Here is a 19093-nt window from a genome sequence, read left to right on the forward strand (position 1 = left end):
TTTTTTATGAGTCATGCATTTAACTTTTTAGGGGGAGAAGAACTTTCACAAATAGGTGCAACATGGTTTGTATCATATGCATATCATGAATTTATGACTTTTGAACATATGAATTGGAAAAAGGTTAAGACTTTTCCATCGCGTATAGAAAAGTTTAATAATAGTAAAAAGTATCATTTATATTGGCTGTTTAAGGTATGTGATATGGATACAGAGAAATTAAAAACCAATAAGATAGAGTTAGCACCTGATAAAACAAAAGCAATGGCTAAAGAATTGCTGGAAAAGTTGTTGCTTGAACAGATAAATGGTTGATGTAATCTAAAGAGATACTTAATTAAAGGACGACTTTATGTCGTCCTTTTTCTATTGACAAATAATATAAAATGTGGTATTATTATAAAAATTTTATATTGGAGGTACAACATGAAAATCAAAAAATTAACAGCATTAGTTATGGCATTTACTGTTACGTGCGGGGTAACACAGGCAGTAAACAACTATTCTCCTGTCAGCTTTACGGCTTCGGCTGAGGAAGCTGCTGAAAGATCAGCAGTTTTTGACGCTGAAACAGGTACGCTTACTCTGAAAGGAAACGTTATCAAAAATGACGTTATCCAGTATTCCGGCACAGGTGTAAAGACTATAGTTGCCGAAGAGGGAGCAGTACTTCCTCAGAGCTGCCTTGGTATGTTCCAGCGTTTTCAGAGTGCTGAAACAATTGATCTGAGCAAGGCAGACACAAGCAAGGTCACTGACATGAACGGAATGTTCAGCGAATGTATCATGCTTAAAAAACTTGATCTTTCAGGCTTTGATACTTCAAACGTAACTGATATGTGTGCGATGTTCAGCGAGTGCTATGCTCTTGAGTCGCTTGATCTGTCGAGCTTCAATACTTCAAAGGTCAAAGATATGAGTCAGATGTTCCTTGCGTGCAGAGCGTTGAGATCACTTGATCTGTCAGGCTTTGATACATCTTCTGTAGAGGAGATGCAGGGAATGTTCGATGACTGTCTCGAGCTTACATCTCTTGATCTTACAAAATTCGATACTTCTAATGTAACAAACATGAGAAGTATGTTCTATGACTGTAAGAGTCTTACTTCTCTTGATGTAACTAAATTCGATACATCAAAGGTTAACGATATGGGAAAGATGTTTTCGGGCTGCTTAAAACTGTCTGAACTTGATGTGACTCATTTTGATACATCAAAGGTTACAGATATGTCTATGATGTTTAACAGATGTTCAAAACTGACGTTTTTGGATCTTCTGAATTTTTATACTTCAAATGTAACAGATATGAATTCTATGTTTATGGACTGTGAAAGCCTTAAAAATGTATCTGTGTCTAATTTTGATACGTCAAAAGTAACTGATATGAGTGCCATGTTCTGTGAATGCAAAGCTCTTACATCAGTTGGTGTGGCTAATTTCGATACTTCCAAAGTAACAAATATGACGCTTATGTTCAATGGCTGTACCAGCCTTGAATCTCTTGATCTGTCGAATTTTGATACCTCAAATGTCGTAGATATGACGAATATGTTCTGGGAATGCAGTTCGCTGAAAAAGCTTGATCTTTCAAGCTGCGATACTTCAAATGCAGAAAGTATGCGCAGAATGTTCGGCGAATGCAAGAAGCTTGTAACTGTTGATATGTCAGGCTTTAAAATCAAGAAGGGCTGCGAAATAGGTGCTATGTTTACAGGCTGTACCGCTCTGAAAACAGTTTATGTAAGTGACGGCTGGAAGATTGAAAATATCGCAGATAAGGTTTCTGTGTTCGATGAGTGCATAAGCATTGTGGGCGGCAATGGTACAGCATATAACGAAGACGAGATCACAAGCGATTATGCGCGTATAGATACTGCTGATGCTCCCGGATATTTCACAGCAGCTGAAAAAGCTCCTTCCGAAAATAAGTCATTATCCTTTGATGAAGAGACAGGTACTCTTACTCTCAGAGGAGACATTTACTATTCAGATGTGCAGGAATACAAAGAAAAAGCTAAAACTGTAATAGCCGAAGAGGGAACAGTACTTCCTGAGGTCTGCATATCCCTTTTTTCAGGCTTTAGTAATGTTACGAAGATAGATCTCAGCAAAGCTGATACAAGCAAAGTAAAATATATGGTGTCTATGTTCAACGGCTGTTCAGAACTGACAACTCTTGATCTTTCTAATTTTGATACATCGAATGTTGTTATAATGAACAGAATGTTTGACAGTTGTTTCAGCCTTCGTTCACTTGACCTTTCAAGCTTTGATACTTCTAAGGTTGAAGGAATGTATAGAATGTTTTCTTTGTGCGCCAACTTGCAGACACTTGATCTTTCAAGCTTTAATACGGTAAATGTTAGCCGTATGGATTATATGTTTAGCGATTGCAGAGAATTAAAAACTGTTTATGTAGGATCAAAGTGGGTCACAGATGGCGTTATAGATGATAGTCATATGTTTGAAGACTGTAATGCACTTACAGGCGGAAACGGAACAAAATATGACGAAAAGAAAATTTCCATAGAGTATGCACACGTAGATGAACCTGATAATCCCGGATATTTTTCTGTACGTGATGGCGAATCCTATGAAACTCCTGCCGAACTGAAAAGCACATTTGTAAAAGACGGAGCATTAACTTACAGGGTATTTGAGGATCATGCAGAGGTACTGAAGTGTGATAAAAAAGCAGAGGGCGATATCGTCATTGCAGAAAAGGTTGACGGAAAAACTGTTACAAGGATAGCAACTGAGGCATTCCTTTTATGTAAAGTTTCATCTGTTGTAATGCCTGATACAGTCAAGGAGATAGGAACAGCTGCGTTTTCTTCATGCAGTATTTCCGAGAATTTTAAAATATCTAAAAACCTTGAACGCATTGGTGATGATGCATTTTATATGGCTTCGATCCCGTCATTGGAACTGCCTGCTTCATTGAAAGATATTGAACTGGAAGCGTTTAGCAACAGTTATTTTAAAGAGCTCGTTCTCCCTGATTCATTTAAAAAGATAGAATATTCTTCTTTTTATAATTTGAGTGCGAATAAGCTTACTATTCTGAACCCTGATTGCGATATATATGACAGTGAAAAAACTTTTGGCAGTGTTCATACTATTATAGGTCACAGAGGCTCAACAGCAGATGCTTATGCAAAGAAATACGGTATTCTGTTTTATGCACTTGAAGACAAGCCTGTTGTATACGGCGATGCTAATGATGACGGCACAGTTGATATGGCTGACGTTGTTCTCATAATGCAGAGCCTTGCAAATCCTAACAAGTACGGCATCAACGGCACAGACAAGAACCATATCACTGACTTCGGACTTAAAAATGCCGATGTCAGCAGAGGTGAGAATAATGCGCCTAACGGAGTGACTAATGATGACGCACTGCTTATCCAGAAGTATCTCCTCGGACAGGTTCCTACATTAACAGTTAAAATGCCATAAGCATTTATATCGGCACGGTTTTTACTGTGCCGATTTTTTTATGCTTTCATAATGGGGCTGAAAAACGCGTTTTTTCAATGGAAAAACATTGAATATCCGAAAAGTTTTAGTGCATAGTAATTAGTGAATAGTGTAGGGAACGCCTCCCAACAGGAGCTGCGAAACGCTGCCCCTACAATTATGAATTATGAATTGATACTACTCACTGGCAAAACGCGCAGTAGGCAATGTTCATAATTTTGTGTTGACTAAAGCTGAAATTTAGTGTATAATAATTATGAGGTTACAGGTGTTTGCTGTAACAAATAACGAGTAAGGAGATATGCTATGAATAACATTCTATTCGCCGCTTCTGAGTGCGTTCCGTTTATAAAGACAGGCGGTCTTGCTGACGTTGTCGGAGCACTTCCGCAGTATATCGACAAAAATCAGTTCGATGTAAGAGTTATTATGCCTTATTACACCTGTATACCCGATAAGTACAGGAATGAATTCAAATATGTTCACCACTTCTATATGGATTACGGTATGAGAAGTGAGGGTGTTCATGTTGGTATTATGGAGTATGAGTATAACGGCATCAAGTTCTATTTCGTTGACAACGAGTATTACTTCAAGTGTGATACGCCTTATTCTCCTGACCTGAAATGGGATATCGAGAGGTTCACCTTCTTCTGTAAGGCTGTACTGGCTATCCTGCCTGTTATAGGCTTTCGTCCCGATATTATCCATTGTCACGACTGGCAGGCTTCGCTTATACCTGTGTTCCTGCATTCGACCTTTGCAACGAATCCGTTTTTCAGCTCTACAAAGAGCATTATGACTATCCATAACCTTAAATTCCAGGGTGTATGGGATATTGATACCTTCAAGTACAATACAGCACTGCCCGATTATATGTTTACTTCGGATAAGCTGGAATTTAACAAAGATGCAAATATGCTCAAGGGCGGTCTTGTGTATTCAGATTATATCACAACAGTCTCCGAGACCTACGCTCAGGAGATAAAGTATCCTTTCTACGGCGAACAGCTTGACGGACTTCTCCGTGCAAGGTCTGCATCTCTGAGAGGTATCCTCAACGGTATCGACTATAAGGTATTCGATCCCGCAAACGATGATAAGATACCTGTAAAGTTCAATTCCAAGAACTTCAAGGCAAAAAAAGCCGAAAACAAGGAGAAATTACAGGCTGAGTTGGGGCTTCCCGTTGACAAGAGCAAGTATATGATAGGTATTATCTCACGTCTTACCGACCAGAAGGGACTCGACCTTGTTAACTATGCTATGGAGCGCATCTGCGACGAGAATACACAGTTCGTCGTTATCGGTACAGGTGATCCGAGATATGAGAATATGTTCAGGCATTATCAGTGGAAATACCCTGAGAGAGTTTCGGCTAATATCCTTTACGATGACAAGCTTGCTCACAAGCTCTATGCAGCAGCCGATACTATCCTTATGCCTTCACTTTTCGAGCCCTGCGGACTTACTCAGCTTATCGCGCTCAGATATGGTACTCTGCCGATCGTCCGAGAAACAGGCGGTCTGAAGGACACTGTTCAGCCGTACAACGAGTTTGAGGGCACAGGAAACGGTTTCTCATTTGCCAACTATAACGGTGACGAGATGCTTTCGACTATAAATTACTCCAAGAAAGTTTTCTTCGAGCACCGCAAGCAGTGGGACGAGATGGTTCAGAGGGCTATGGAGCAGGACTTCTCATGGAACAGCTCCGCCCGTCAGTATGAGGGTATGTACAACTGGATGATAAACTGGTAATAAAACTACGTGAGGGCGGATCAGTTCCGCCCTTACTTAGTGATTAGTTATTAGCGGTTAGTGCATAGTAGGTGGCGATGTCTGCATCGCCCGTCAATCACACATATATTTATTATATAATGACGTACTGTAGGGAACGCCGCCCTCGGCGTTCCGTCGATCACGATGCAAGTAACATGAATCCATTGTAGGGGCGGATATTATCCGCCCGTGCCTGACGATGCAAGCAGCATTAGCGTACTGTAGGGGAGTCCGCCCTCGGGCTCCCGTCATTCACGATGCAAGTAACATGAACGCACTGTAGGGGCGAACAGTGTTCGCCCGTATAAATATATTGATGTAAGCGATGTACGAGTATCGGTGTTGATAAGAGTGAGCGAGCTTGCAAGCGATAATATGGTTAGGGGGCAGCGTCACGCTGCTGGGAGAAAAATATGTTTTTTGATAAGATAATAGATGCTTTAACGGATGGAACGGAGAAGCTGCTTGAAAAAGAGGCACGAGTAAGAGGACTCGATTACAATGAGGTCAAAGCTGATGCTGATTCCGGACTTTTGCTCGATGGTTGCAGCTTCGGCAGGAAATACGCCATAGTCCGCAACGGTAAGAAATCGGTGCTCCTGCCGTATAATGAGCTTTTCTGGGTGTTTGCCAAAGGAACTGACGATGCCGAAAGGGCAGATGTTTATTTTGTGACGGTATATCATATCATGTACCAGATAAACAATATGAGAAAGACCGATGCCGTTAATATATGCGAAAGGATACTGGCAGCCGACAGGGCAGTTCTTATCGGCTTCAAGGAAGAGTATGCGAAGTTATATGACGAGCACCCAGATGACCTAAAGGAAGTGAAAAGGGAGTTCCTGATAGGTTCGGTATTTCAGGAACTGAAAAATGACATAGAGGAAAGAAAAGCAAGAGGCGAATATGAGCCGAAGCCCTCACCCATATCTCCCGTACAGCAGGAGATTCATACAGAAAAGCCCGAGCCTGTGCAGGAAAAAGTTTCCGAGCCTGAGCCCGTGAAACCGCCTGATAAGTTTGACGAGATACAGGAAAGATTCATGGAAGCTTACAACAGGCTGTACGATGAAGCTGATATGGACACGCCCTTGCGCACCGAAAAGGCAATATGTGAGGCTGCTCCCGAGATAGGCGAGCAGATGAAGAAGTTCAGACATAATGCCATATTCCTGTGCGATAAGGAAATTCCCGAGGGCGGGATACCTGTGGGAGCAAGCAAGATAGGCGGTCTGCCCGACCTTCCTCCCGATATGGAGTACCCGACCATGACAGGCTTTACTTTCCGCAGGAAGGGACAAAAGCCCGAAGAAGCAAAGGTCTACCCCAAAACGGCTATGCACCTTGCAGTGCAGATAAATCTTTACGAACTTGCGGAGAGCGGTGCGGATACTGAGGGAATATTCCCGAAAACGGGTATGCTGTATCTTTTCTGGAGCGGCGAAATGGACGATACTATATTCGATCCCAAAAATAAATACGCATTTGTGCGTGCTGACCAGCCCGAGCTTGCTCAGGTAAGCAAGATGATATGGTGGGACGGCGATATGTCCGAGCTCAGACGTACAGAGCCGACTTTGCCGTACTATGAGGATACAGACGACGAGGACAACGGCAGATTTGACGAGATATGTCCCGAGACGATGATATCCTTTGCCGATATGACGGAGTACAGCCGCGTAGACTTGCTGAGTATAGACGGATTTTGTGAGCTCGATGACCGAAATGACTTTGAGTTTACGGAGTTTGGCAGCAAGCTTTTAGGAGTACCGCACGGCGGAAATATTCCTTATATCGAGAAAGACGAGATACAGCTTTTGCAGCTCAGATACAGTGTGGGCTGTGTGTGGTCGCTGTTCTGGATAATGAAGAAGCAGGACTTTATTGACCGCGATTTTACAAATATACATCTGGACGCAGACTGTGACTGAGCGATATTACATAACAAGGAGCAAATAATGTTAAAAGGCGCGATTTTTGATATGGACGGTCTTATGATAGACACCGAAAAGCTCTATCTCAAATTCTGGATACTGGCGGCTAAGGACTTCGGCTATGATATGAAGCCCGAGCACGTTTACGCTATCCGAAGTATGGCGAGGAAATTTTCCATACCTAAGATAAAGAGCTTTCTGGGCGAGGACTGTCCCACAGAGGAGATACGTGCGCACAGAACAGTGCTTATGAATGAATACATCATTGAGAACGGTCTCGAGGTTAAAAAGGGACTGTTTACTCTTCTGGACTATCTCCGTGACCACGGCATTAAAATGGCTGTGGCGACGGCTACTCCAAGCAGCAGAACTAATGAATATCTGCATACTATAGGTGCATATGACTATTTTTCGGCTATGGTGTGCGGAGATATGATAACCAACGGCAAGCCTGCTCCCGATATATACCTCACAGCAGCAAGTGAGCTTGGGCTGCCGCCGCAGGAGTGCGCTGCATTAGAGGACTCTCCCAACGGCATCACAGCTGCCCATGCCGCAGGCTGTCACGCTATAATGATACCCGATATGACCCAGCCCGACGAGGAGATAAAGCCGCTTTTGTCGGCAGTATATGACAGCCTTGACGAGGCAGTGGAGTATTTTGAGAGGAGCAGGTAACTATGAGTGTTTCGGAGATATTTGAGATACCGAAGTTTTATTATTTCGAGAGCGGCAACGACTTCTCGGGAAGCAAGGGCGATTTCGCCTATAAAATATCCAACGGTGAAAATCTGAAGTGTATGACATGGCACGGCAGACTCTGCTCCATGAAGGCTGAAATTGAGCATGAGGCAGAGTTTGAGCGTACACAGGAAGGCTTCGATGAGATGATAAAGTGGCTGGAAGAACAGTACAAATCGTAATTCAGCAAAGCTGAATTATGATTTGAGCCGTTAGCGGTTAGCTTGTAGGGGACGGCGTCTTCGACGTCCCGTTGTGCATTACGATGCAAATAACAATCTAATCACTAAAAAGTCGTTGACAAAAGCCCATGTCGGGATTATAATTATATTGAGTAAATATAGCTGCTCATCATATTACTTTTTATGGAGGAATTATGGATATAATAATTGTAGGATGCGGCAAGGTAGGAAGTTCTCTTGCACAAGTCCTCAGCGGTGAACACAATATCACTATTATAGATAAAAAAGAAACTCTCGTAGAAACTGCAATAAATGATTTCGACGTAATGGGAATATGCGGTAATTGCCTTCAGACCAATATTCTTGAAGAGGCTAATGTTTCAAAGGCAAATATCTTTATCGCGGTGACTACTTCCGATGAAGTTAATGTATTATCATGCCTTATTGCCAAGAAAATGGGTGCCCGTCATTGTATTGCCCGTGTACGCAGCCCCGAATTCGATAAGCAGCTCGTTTTCATGCGTGAAGAACTGGGCATCAGCATGATGGTAAACCCCGATTACAATGCAGCTAACGAAATAGCCAAGGTACTGCGTTACCCCGAGGCTATAAATATAGAGTCCTTTGCAAAGGGCAGAGTTGACCTTGCGGAGATACGTATCACAAGCGGAAGCATACTTGACGGTGTGGCTCTCAGTCAGCTGTCAAGAAGAATGAGGCTCGATGTGCTTATCTGTGCTGTACAGCGCGGTGAGGAGCTCACTATACCTAACGGAAATTACGTGCTCCGCGCAGGTGATAAGATACACATGACTGCTTCACACAGCAATATGGTAAAGTTCTTCAAGAGCATAAGTGCGGCTTACCGTGAAAAGCGCGTAAAATCGGCTGTACTCATAGGCGGAGGAAGAGTTGCTTATCATCTTGCTCAGCAGCTTATAGAAATGGGCGTTAAGGTCAAGATCATAGAGATAGACCGTGACCGCTGTCTTGAGCTTTCCGACAGGCTAAACAAGGTGGATATCTCCTGTGCAGACGGTACAGACCACGATATCCTTGAAGAAGAGCGCGTTTACGATGCGGACGCTGTCGTTACACTTACAGGTATAGATGAGGAGAATATACTCCTTTCACTCCTTGCCAAGAACAACGGCGTTGAAAAGGTGGTAACAAAGGTAAACAGAATGTCTCTCATGCAGCTTTCCGATACTCTCGACCTTGACAGTATCATATCGCCCAAGACCATTACCGTAAACCAGATACTCCAGTATGTGCGTGCAAAGCAGAATTCTGTCGGAAACAGCGTAATTACACTTTACAGAATGGTCAATGACCGTCTTGAGGCTATTGAGTTCGTTGTACGCGACAAGAAGGAATACGTAGATGTTCCGCTGAAAAAGCTGAAGCTCCGCAGTGGTCTGCTTATCGCAAGTATCGTAAGAGGAAATGAGCTTATTATACCAAAGGGCGACGACTGCCTTCAGGTGAACGACAGCGTTGTTGTTGTTACCACTACAAAGGGTATGCACGACCTTAGCAATATTTTCGATTAAGGAGTGCACCTGATTTTTTATGAATTACAGAATGATATCCTATATTATGGGACAGATACTGAAGGTCGTTGGACTTTGTATGCTTCTGCCCGTATTGGTAGGTTTTATTTATGGGGAAGACCATGTTGTTGTTTCCTTTGGCATACCTTTTCTTATAACTATGGCGATAGCTGTAATTTTCACTATAAAGAAGCCAAAAAACAATTCGGTCTATTCCACAGAGGGCTTTGTGAGCGTTGCGGCTTCATGGATAATGATGTCGTGCATAGGTGCTCTTCCCTTCGTTATCTCGGGAGAGATAGACAATTATGCGAGTGCTCTCTTTGAGACTGTCTCGGGATTTACGACTACAGGTGCGACTATTCTTGAAGACGTAGAAGCGATGTCGAAGTCATGCCTCTTCTGGAGAGCCTTTACTCACTGGCTGGGCGGTATGGGAGTGCTTATGTTCGTTATTGCCATTATGTCAAGCAACGACTCACGTACCATGCATATGATGCGAGCTGAGTGTGCAGGTCCGAAGGTGGGACGGCTTGTATCAAAGTCGCGCTTTTCTGCACGTATACTCTACGGCATATACATAACACTTACGGTCTCTGAGGCTGTACTGCTTCTTTTCGGTGGTATGCCGCTTTATGACGCTATTATCCATGCCTGCTCATCGGCAGGTACAGGCGGTTTCTCATTATGGGGAGACAGCATCGGCCATTATGACAGCGTTTACATCGAAATGGTAGTGGCAGCTTTTATTATCCTTTTCGGTGTCAACTTCAATCTCTATTACTATATTATAATAAGAAAGTATTCGCTGGCTTACAAAAATGAAGAGGTAAGGACTTATTTCGGAGTTATAATAGCTGCAACAGCTATTATCGCACTGAATGTCCATAAGCTTTATGACGGCGTAGGCGATACTCTGAGACATACATTCTTTATGGTAGCTTCTACCATAACCTCGGCAGGATTTTCAACTACTGATACTGCCAAATGGCCTGTATTCTCGCAGACGCTGCTGCTGGTGCTCATGTTCGTGGGTTCGTGCGCAGGCTCTACAGGCGGTGGTATGAAGGTATCGAGAATAATGATACTTTTCAAGACAGGCATCAAGGAACTCAAATATATCACTAATCCCCGTGCGGTATCTACCGTAAAAATGGACGGGAAGCCCGTTGAAAAGGACGTTGTCCGCGGTGTAAGCAATTACCTTATACTGTTCATGATGCTTATGTGCATATCTGTACTTCTGGTCACTCTCAACGGCTTTAGCATAGAAGAGTCGGCTTCGGCAGTTATCACCTGTATGAATAATATCGGCTTCGGTGTGGGGCGCTTCGGACCTGCGGGAAATCTCGGCGGACTCAATGCATTTTCAAAAATAGTTTTATGCTTTGATATGCTTCTGGGCAGACTTGAGATATATCCGCTCATAATGCTTTTCGTACCAAGAAGAAGATAAGCTTTTAAGACCTGCATATGCTTGGGGTGCTGTGCAGGTCTGAAATATAATATTAAAATGGGAGGAATAAAAACATGAAAAAGGTCGTATCCGCTGTCATATCGGCGGCAATTTGCTTTTCGGCTGTTCTGACTTTTCCTGTAATGGCAGCAGGAGTTCCGCTGGAAAGCTTGGTCGTTGACAGCAATGTAGGTGAATCGGGAACCTGCGGTGCAAATGCAGCATGGAGCCTTGAGGACGGAACGCTTACTATCTCAGGTTCGGGAAAGCTCGTCAACTGGGCATCAAGTGCAAAGGTACCGTGGAATTCACTCAGAGGTAAGATAAAAACTGTTGTTATAGAAAAAGGCATAACGAGCATAGGACCGTATGCTTTTCTCGGATGTGCAAATCTTTCATCTGTAAATATTTCCGATACTGTTACGGATATCGGTATGAGCACTTTTGTTTCCTGTACTTCGCTTGCTTCTGTTGATTTTCCTGCAAGTGTTTCAACTATAGGAAGAGAAGCTTTCAAAAACTGCGCCTCGCTCAGTACTGTAACTATCCGCAACAAGAACTGCAATATAGTAGGCTATTCCTTGACTATATGCAATTCCTCAGCCAACGATAAGGGCAGCTTCAGCGGCACTATCATAGGTGAAGCAAATTCAACAGCACAGACATTTGCTCAGAACTATGGCTATAACTTCAAGCTGCTCGGAAGTCAGCCTGAGATAACTACTACTGCGACCTCAACGACAACAACAACAACTACAACTTCTACAACAAGCAAGACCACAACAACCACAACTTCTACAACAAGCAAGACCACTACTACAACCACAACTTCTACAACAAGCAAAACTACAACTACTACAACAAATGCACCAACCACAACCTCTATTGCTTCTACAACTGTTCCGATAACAACTACAACACCTGATCCTCACACTGAAGAGTATATGCTCGGCGATGTAAACGGAGACAAGCTTATAGATTCTGTTGACGCAAGCAAGGTCCTTGCGGAATATGCTGCTGTTTCATCAGGAAAGGCTTCAAAGTTCAATGACAGGGAATTCGCAGCTGCCGATGTTGATAAAAACGGCATGGCAGACTCAGTTGACGCATCAAAGATACTGGCATACTATGCTTATTCATCTTCTGAAAACGGGAACGTAAAATCATTATCGGAATTTTTAAAGAAATAAAAAACAAAAATAGGGAATGCATAGGGGAAAATCAGAATAACACTTTCCGGAGAGGCGGACGGTGCTTGAGAATGGAGAAATATGCATGAAAAAAATCACAGCCGCAGTAATTGCGGCGATAATGAGCGTTTCATCAGCTTTTTGCTGCTCTCTTACAGTTTCTGAGGCGGCAGTTCCTCAGATAATTTCTCTTGAGGACAATAATGTTAAACAATCGGGTACCTGCGGAGCGGATGCCAGATGGGAATTGAACGGCGGCAAGCTTACGATCACGGGTACGGGAAAGCTTGTTAACTGGATGTCCTCGGATAAGGTACCGTGGAACACCTACAGAGGTCAGATCAATTCTGTTGAGGTCGGCAGCGGTATAACAAGTATAGGTCCGTATGCTTTTATGGCTTGTACAAGGCTTACATCTGTAAATCTTTCAAATACAGTCACAGATATCGGCATGAGTGCTTTCAATTCCTGTACAGCACTCAGCTCTGTTGAAATGCCTGTAAGTGTTACTACTGTGGGCAGAGAGTCGTTTAAAGCCTGTTCTTCGCTGAGAAGCATTACGATCTATAATTCAAAATGCAGTATAGTAGGAGATTCGTTGACTATCTGCAACAGCTATTCAGGCTCGAAAGGCTCGTATAACGGTGTTATCAGAGGATATGAGGGCTCTCCTGCGCAGACATATGCCAAAACCTTTGGCTATCAGTTTCAGGTTCTGAGCGGTCAGCCGCCTGTTGCTACAACAACGACTGCAAAGCCGACAACGACAACGACGACTACCACTACAACTACAACTACAACAACAACCACTACAACAACAACTACTACAACTACAACAACAACGACCACAACATCTGCTTTTGTTTCGAGTGTAAGTGCTGATATCAAAGTAGGAAAAAATCCTTTCAAGACCACCTATACAATGGGTGAGAATATTGATCTCAGCGGCGGAACCGTTATACGTTCGTACAGGGAGTTCTACAGTGACGGAAAATACAGAGATGTTTTGCTTGATCCTCTTGACATGAAAGAGGCAACTTATTGGAGAGACGGAGTATACATAAATACCGATGGCTTCAACAGCTATGAGGCAGGCAGGTATAAGATAAAGGTCGGCTATACTTATTCCGACTCTACAGCGTTTACGGAATTTGAAGTGGAGGTTGAACCGCCAAAGACAACAACTACCACAACTACCACAACTACCACAACTACAACGACCACCACAACCACATCTACCACTACAACTACTACCACCTCTGCAACAACAGAGACTACGACAACTTCTTTAGTTGTGGTAAGTGTAAATCCGAAGATAGATATAGATAATCTTCCGGATAAGACCACCTATACCATAGGTGAGGAGCTTGATTTCAGCGGCGGTTCGGTAATAAGATGGTACACTGAGTATTACAATGACGGTACACACGCCGATGTTTTCCTTGACAGTCTGGCTATGGACGAGCTTTCATTCTGGAGAGACGGAGTATATATCAATACTTCCGCCTATGACAAGAACCGTGAAGGAAAATATACCATAAACATCGGATATTCAGTTGGAGGAAGCGTTGTATATACGGATTATGAGGTAGAGGTCATAAGACCGCTGACTACCACTACTACGACCACAACGACTACCACAACAACTACAACGGAGACTACGACCACAACTACGATGGTATATGTTGAAAGAATAGAGGCAGGGCTTGAGATAGGTCATATGCCGTATAAGACAACTTATACCACAGGAGAAGAGCTTGATCTCAGCGGCGGTACACTTATACGCTCTTACAGAGAGATATTCAGCGACGGTACATATAAGGATAATTACTTTGACTCTGTTGATATGAACAAGGTCTCTAAAAGGAAAAACGGTATAAGTCTTGATGATATTGAGTTTGAGAATACAACAGAGGGAATGTGCAATATAAGATTTACTTATATTTACATGGATTCCGAAGCTTTTGTCGAGCTGCCCATAAAGGTGGAGGCTCCTGTAACAACGACAACAACTACTACAACGACTACCACTACAACTACAACTACAACAACTACCACCACCACACCTAAGGGCGTAAAACCGTTCATACGCATAGAATCACTTCCCGAAAAGGTGGACTATGATATATATGAACGATATGACCTTACAGGCGGTAAGGTAAGGATAGGTCATATTGACGCCAACGGTAAGGAAAAATCAGAGGTCGTTCCCATGAATGATCCGAGAATAGTTAAAAAGACGGATTATAAATTCGATGTAAGAGGAGAGTATACATTTATTCTTAGCTACAACGAAAACGGCATCACTGTTACTGAGTCTTTCACTATGACCGTTGGTATGATAAAGCAGACGACAACAACTACAACAACAACTACAACAACAACTACAACAACCACGACTACAACGACGGCTACTACAACTACAGAACCTGTAACTACTACAAACGATCCGCATTATACGGCTTCTGTTGAGATAGTAAGAATGCCCCATCAGACGGAGTATGAGATAGGTGAGGAATTAGACCTGTCAGGTCTGTATGTATCTGTTTATCATACACAGGGCGGTGTTACCGAGCGTATTTACAGAAGCGACAGAGTTGCTTCAAGTCCCGACCGCTATGATGTAAGCGGATTTGACAGCCTTACTGCGGGCGTTAAGACTATCACAGTAACTTATAAGTCGTTTAATAATAATGCAAACGAATGGGTTTATGCATCAACAGAGTTCACGGTCGAGGTCAAAGAGAAGGAAACCACCACCACAACTACTACAACCACTACGACTACCACTACAACGACAACAACAGAAACAACTACAACCACTACCACAGCTCCGCCTGAGCCTGAGGTAGTGCTCGGAGATGTAAACGGTGACGGCAAGGTGGATTCAGTCGATGCCAGCAGGATACTTAAAGAATATGCCCTTGTTTCTACGGGATACAGCTCAATACTGAACGAAAAGCAGAAGGCGGCAGCCGATGTTGACGGAAGCGGAAGGATAGATTCCATTGATGCATCTGATGTACTTGCGTTCTATTCTTACGTTTCGGGCGGCGGTACTGTTACCGATATGAGAAAGTGGCTGAAATAATAGCTAAGTATCTATGACAAAATCCCATGCAATAATGGGAAAAATCACAAAAAATAATGAAAACGGACGGCTTTTTGAGGATCACCCTTGACAAGCCGTCCTTTTTTGGGTATAATATATCAGTGCGCAGACTCTATACCTTTTTATGGAAGGTCTGACGCTTATATTATTGAAAAGGAGGAAAAATATGCCTACATTTAACCAGCTCGTTCGTAAGGGAAGAAAGGATCTTGAGACAAAGTCTACAGCTCCTGCACTTCAGAAGGGTTACAATGCAAAGAAGAAGACACAGATCAACCAGAGCTCACCTCAGAAGAGAGGCGTTTGCACTGCTGTAAGAACTGCTACACCTAAGAAGCCTAACTCAGCTATGAGAAAGATCGCCAGAGTTAAGCTCACAAACGGTTACGAAGTAACTTCTTACATCCCGGGTATCGGTCACAACCTTCAGGAGCACAGCGTTGTTCTCATCAGAGGCGGACGTGTTAAGGATCTCCCTGGTGTGCGTTACCACATCATCAGAGGTACTCTTGATGCACAGGGCGTTGCTAACCGTAATCAGGCTCGTTCCAAGTACGGTGCTAAGAAGCCTAAGCAGAAGTAAGATACTTCAGAGCAGTCAGCGGCAGGCTGCATGAATAAAGCCGCATATTATCAATTAAATAGGATAACTACTACCGCAGGGTAATGCGGAGATCATATAGATTTATTCGATAGATCCTCTGCATTGGCTCCTGACACACCGATCGGCGAAGCAATGCCGGTGTACGGCAGTAACCGATCAGGTTTGAGTACCTATGAATTCATCAATCTATATGAAGGAGGGAAGCGAAAATGCCAAGAAGAGGTAAAATCGCAAAGCGTGATGTATTACAGGATCCTGTATACAATTCAAAGCTCGTTACACGTCTCATCAACAATATCATGTTAGACGGTAAGAAGGGCGTTGCGCAGAAAATAGTTTACGGTGCATTTGAGATCGTAGCTGAAAAGACAGGCAAGGATGCTCTTGAGGTGTTCGAGCAGGCTATGGAGAATATCATGCCTGAGCTCGAGGTAAAGGCTCGCCGTCTCGGTGGTGCTACTTATCAGGTTCCTATGGAGGTTCGTCCTGAGAGAAGACAGACTCTCGGTCTCCGCTGGATCACTAAGTACTCCAGAGAGAGAAACGAGAAGACCATGAAGGAAAGACTTGCAGGTGAGATCCTCGACGCTCTTAACGGCACAGGCGGTGCTTGCAAGAAGCGCGACGATACACACAAGATGGCAGAGGCAAACAAGGCGTTTGCTCACTACCGCTGGTAAGCGTCATTGTAAAAGGAGTAAATTATGTCAAGAGATTGTTCACTTGAAAATACAAGAAATATCGGCATAATGGCCCACATTGACGCAGGTAAGACCACAACCACAGAGCGTATCCTTTTCTACACAGGTGTTAACCACAAGATCGGTGAAACACACGAAGGTTCCGCTACTATGGACTGGATGGAGCAGGAGCAGGAGAGAGGTATCACAATTACTTCCGCTGCTACTACTTGCTACTGGGCAGGCCACAGACTTAACATCATCGACACACCTGGCCACGTTGACTTTACAGTAGAGGTTGAGCGTTCACTTCGTGTACTCGACGGTTCTGTAACAGTTCTCTGTGCTAAGGGCGGCGTTGAGCCACAGTCAGAAACAGTTTGGAGACAGGCTGATAACTATAAGGTACCACGTATGGCTTATGTAAATAAGATGGACATTATGGGTGCCAACTTCTATCATGTTATTGACATGATGAAGGACAGACTTAAGTGTAATGCTGTTCCGATCCAGCTCCCTATCGGTGCTGAGGACGAATTCAGAGGTATTATCGACCTCGTTGAGATGAAGGCTTACATTTATACAAACGATCTCGGTACAGACATCAAGGTTGAAGATATCCCTGATGATATGAAGGAGATCGCTCAGAAGTACCACGATGAAATGGTTGAGCACGTTGCTGAGCAGGACGAAGCCCTCATGGAGAAATACTTTGAGGAAGGCGAGCTTACTCAGGAAGAGATCAAGACCTGCATCAGAAAGGCTACTATAGCTAACCACATGGTTCCTGTAACCTGCGGTACTTCATATAAGAACAAGGGTGTTCAGAAGCTCCTCGATGCTATCATCGACTATATGCCTTCACCACTCGACGTTCCTGCTATCAAGGGTGTTAACCCTGATACAGAGCAGGAGGAGGACAGACCTTCTTCTGATGACGAGCCATTCTCAGCTCTCGCATTCAAGATCGCTACTGATCCATTCGTTGGTAAGCTTGCGTTCTTCCGTGTATATTCAGGCGTAGTTAATCAGGGTGATACAGTTCTCAACGCTACAAAGGACACTAAGGAGCGTTTCGGCCGTATCGTTCAGATGCACGCTAACCACAGAAAGGACCTCACAACTGTTTACTCAGGCGATATCGCTGCAGCTGTTGGTCTTAAGAATACAACTACAGGTGATACACTCTGTGATGAAAAGCATCCTATCATTCTCGAGTCTATGGAATTCCCGGAGCCTGTTATCCAGCTCGCTATCGAGCCTAAGACAAAGGCTGGTCAGGAAAAGATGGGTATCGCTCTCGCAAAGCTTGCTGAAGAGGATCCTACTTTCAAGACATGGACAGACGAGGAAACAGGACAGACTATCATCGCAGGTATGGGTGAGCTTCACCTCGATATCATCGTTGACCGTCTCCTTCGTGAGTTCAAGGTAGAGGCTAACGTTGGTGCTCCTCAGGTTGCTTATAAGGAAACAATCAAGGGCAGCGCAGACATCGACTACAAGTACAAGAAGCAGTCTGGTGGTTCAGGTCAGTACGGTCACGTTAAGATCAGAGTTACTCCTAACGAGTCAGGTAAGGGCTATGAGTTCACAAACGCTGTTGTCGGCGGTTCTATTCCTAAGGAATATATTCCTGCTGTTGACGCAGGTATCCAGGGCGCAATGAAGGCCGGTATCCTTGCAGGCTACGAAGTAGTTGACGTTAAGGTAGAGCTTTACGATGGATCATACCACGAAGTTGACTCGTCAGAAATGGCATTCAAGATCGCAGGTTCTATCGCATTCAAGGAAGCTCTCAAGCAGGCTAACGCAGTTCTCATGGAGCCTGTTATGAAGGTTGCAGTTATCGTTCCTGATGAATATCTCGGAACAGTTATCGGTGACCTCAGCTCACGTCGTGGACAGATCCAGGGACAGGAGTCAAGATCAGGTTCAATCCAGGTCGACGCTCTCGTACCACTTTCAGAAATGTTCGGTTACACAAGCGACCTCCGTTCAAATACACAGGGTCGTGGACAGTACACAATGGAACCACACAGCTATGAGGAAGTTCCGAAGAGCATTGCTGAAAAGATCATGGCTAACAGAGCTAAGAACTGATAGTTCAATTAAGGTATACAAATATGCTTGAATGGTTAAGAAAAATATTCAGCGGCGGAGGCTGTGGCGGCGGTGGCGGACACAGCTTCTGATAAACTGCTGATGCACAAAAAGGTATAATAAATATGCTTGATTGGTTAAGAAGAATTTTCGGCGGCGGAAGCAGCGGCAGTGGCGGACACAGCTTCTGATAAACTGCTGATGCACAAAAAGGTATAATAAATATGCTTGATTGGTTAAGAAGAATTTTCGGCGGCGGAAGCAGCAGCAGTG

13 protein-coding genes are annotated in these 19093 nt (G+C 43.7%); all 13 read left to right on the forward strand.

Features of this window, described 5'->3' with window-relative positions; genetic code table 11:
- Positions 1-6: 6 nt before the first annotated feature.
- The 13 genes from L870_RS0102305 to fusA all read left to right on the forward strand — a co-directional run bounded on the left by L870_RS0102305 (position 7) and on the right by fusA (position 18820).
- Positions 7-315 (forward strand): hypothetical protein, encoded by a 309-nt coding sequence (locus tag L870_RS0102305; RefSeq protein WP_028516755.1) that lies wholly within the window; start codon positions 7-9, stop codon positions 313-315.
- 111 nt (positions 316-426) lie between these two features.
- Positions 427-3459 (forward strand): BspA family leucine-rich repeat surface protein, encoded by a 3033-nt coding sequence (locus L870_RS18235; RefSeq protein ID WP_051411353.1) that lies wholly within the window; start codon positions 427-429, stop codon positions 3457-3459.
- 327 nt (positions 3460-3786) lie between these two features.
- Positions 3787-5241 (forward strand): glycogen synthase GlgA, encoded by a 1455-nt coding sequence (glgA, locus tag L870_RS0102315; protein ID WP_028516756.1) that lies wholly within the window; start codon positions 3787-3789, stop codon positions 5239-5241.
- A gap of 434 nt (positions 5242-5675) precedes the next feature.
- The gene (locus L870_RS0102320; RefSeq protein WP_028516757.1) at positions 5676-7196 is read left to right on the forward strand and encodes a DUF1963 domain-containing protein; all 1521 of its coding nucleotides are present in this window, start codon (positions 5676-5678) and stop codon (positions 7194-7196) included.
- 27 nt (positions 7197-7223) lie between these two features.
- Positions 7224-7877 carry an HAD family hydrolase gene (locus L870_RS0102325; RefSeq protein WP_037270945.1) on the forward strand — a complete coding sequence of 218 codons (654 nt, stop codon included), beginning with the start codon at positions 7224-7226 and terminating at the stop codon, positions 7875-7877.
- Positions 7878-7879: 2 nt separating this feature from the next.
- Complete coding sequence (locus tag L870_RS0102330) at positions 7880-8122, forward strand: hypothetical protein (RefSeq protein WP_028516759.1); 243 nt, start codon at positions 7880-7882, stop codon at positions 8120-8122.
- A 194-nt stretch (positions 8123-8316) separates the two neighbouring features.
- Positions 8317-9675, forward strand: a complete 1359-nt coding sequence (trkA, locus tag L870_RS0102335) for a Trk system potassium transporter TrkA (RefSeq protein WP_028516760.1) — start codon at positions 8317-8319, stop codon at positions 9673-9675.
- Positions 9676-9694: 19 nt separating this feature from the next.
- Positions 9695-11131 carry a TrkH family potassium uptake protein gene (locus tag L870_RS0102340; RefSeq protein WP_028516761.1) on the forward strand — a complete coding sequence of 479 codons (1437 nt, stop codon included), beginning with the start codon at positions 9695-9697 and terminating at the stop codon, positions 11129-11131.
- A 74-nt stretch (positions 11132-11205) separates the two neighbouring features.
- Positions 11206-12321, forward strand: a complete 1116-nt coding sequence (locus L870_RS18240) for a leucine-rich repeat protein (protein ID WP_051411354.1) — start codon at positions 11206-11208, stop codon at positions 12319-12321.
- Positions 12322-12406: 85 nt separating this feature from the next.
- Entirely contained in the window at positions 12407-15412 is a 3006-nt protein-coding gene (locus L870_RS19830) for a leucine-rich repeat protein (protein ID WP_051411355.1), read from the forward strand.
- Between the two features lie 187 nt (positions 15413-15599).
- Positions 15600-16016 (forward strand): 30S ribosomal protein S12, encoded by a 417-nt coding sequence (gene rpsL, locus L870_RS0102355; protein ID WP_028516762.1) that lies wholly within the window; start codon positions 15600-15602, stop codon positions 16014-16016.
- A gap of 230 nt (positions 16017-16246) precedes the next feature.
- A complete protein-coding gene (gene rpsG, locus L870_RS0102360; RefSeq protein WP_009983569.1) occupies positions 16247-16717 on the forward strand; it encodes a 30S ribosomal protein S7 in 471 nt (156 codons plus the stop codon).
- Positions 16718-16741: 24 nt separating this feature from the next.
- Positions 16742-18820 carry an elongation factor G gene (gene fusA / locus L870_RS0102365; RefSeq protein WP_028516763.1) on the forward strand — a complete coding sequence of 693 codons (2079 nt, stop codon included), beginning with the start codon at positions 16742-16744 and terminating at the stop codon, positions 18818-18820.
- The last annotated feature ends 273 nt before the right edge of the window (positions 18821-19093 follow it).

Origin of the sequence: Ruminococcus flavefaciens ATCC 19208, from assembly GCF_000518765.1 — a bacterium.
Classification (GTDB): domain Bacteria; phylum Bacillota; class Clostridia; order Oscillospirales; family Ruminococcaceae; genus Ruminococcus; species Ruminococcus flavefaciens.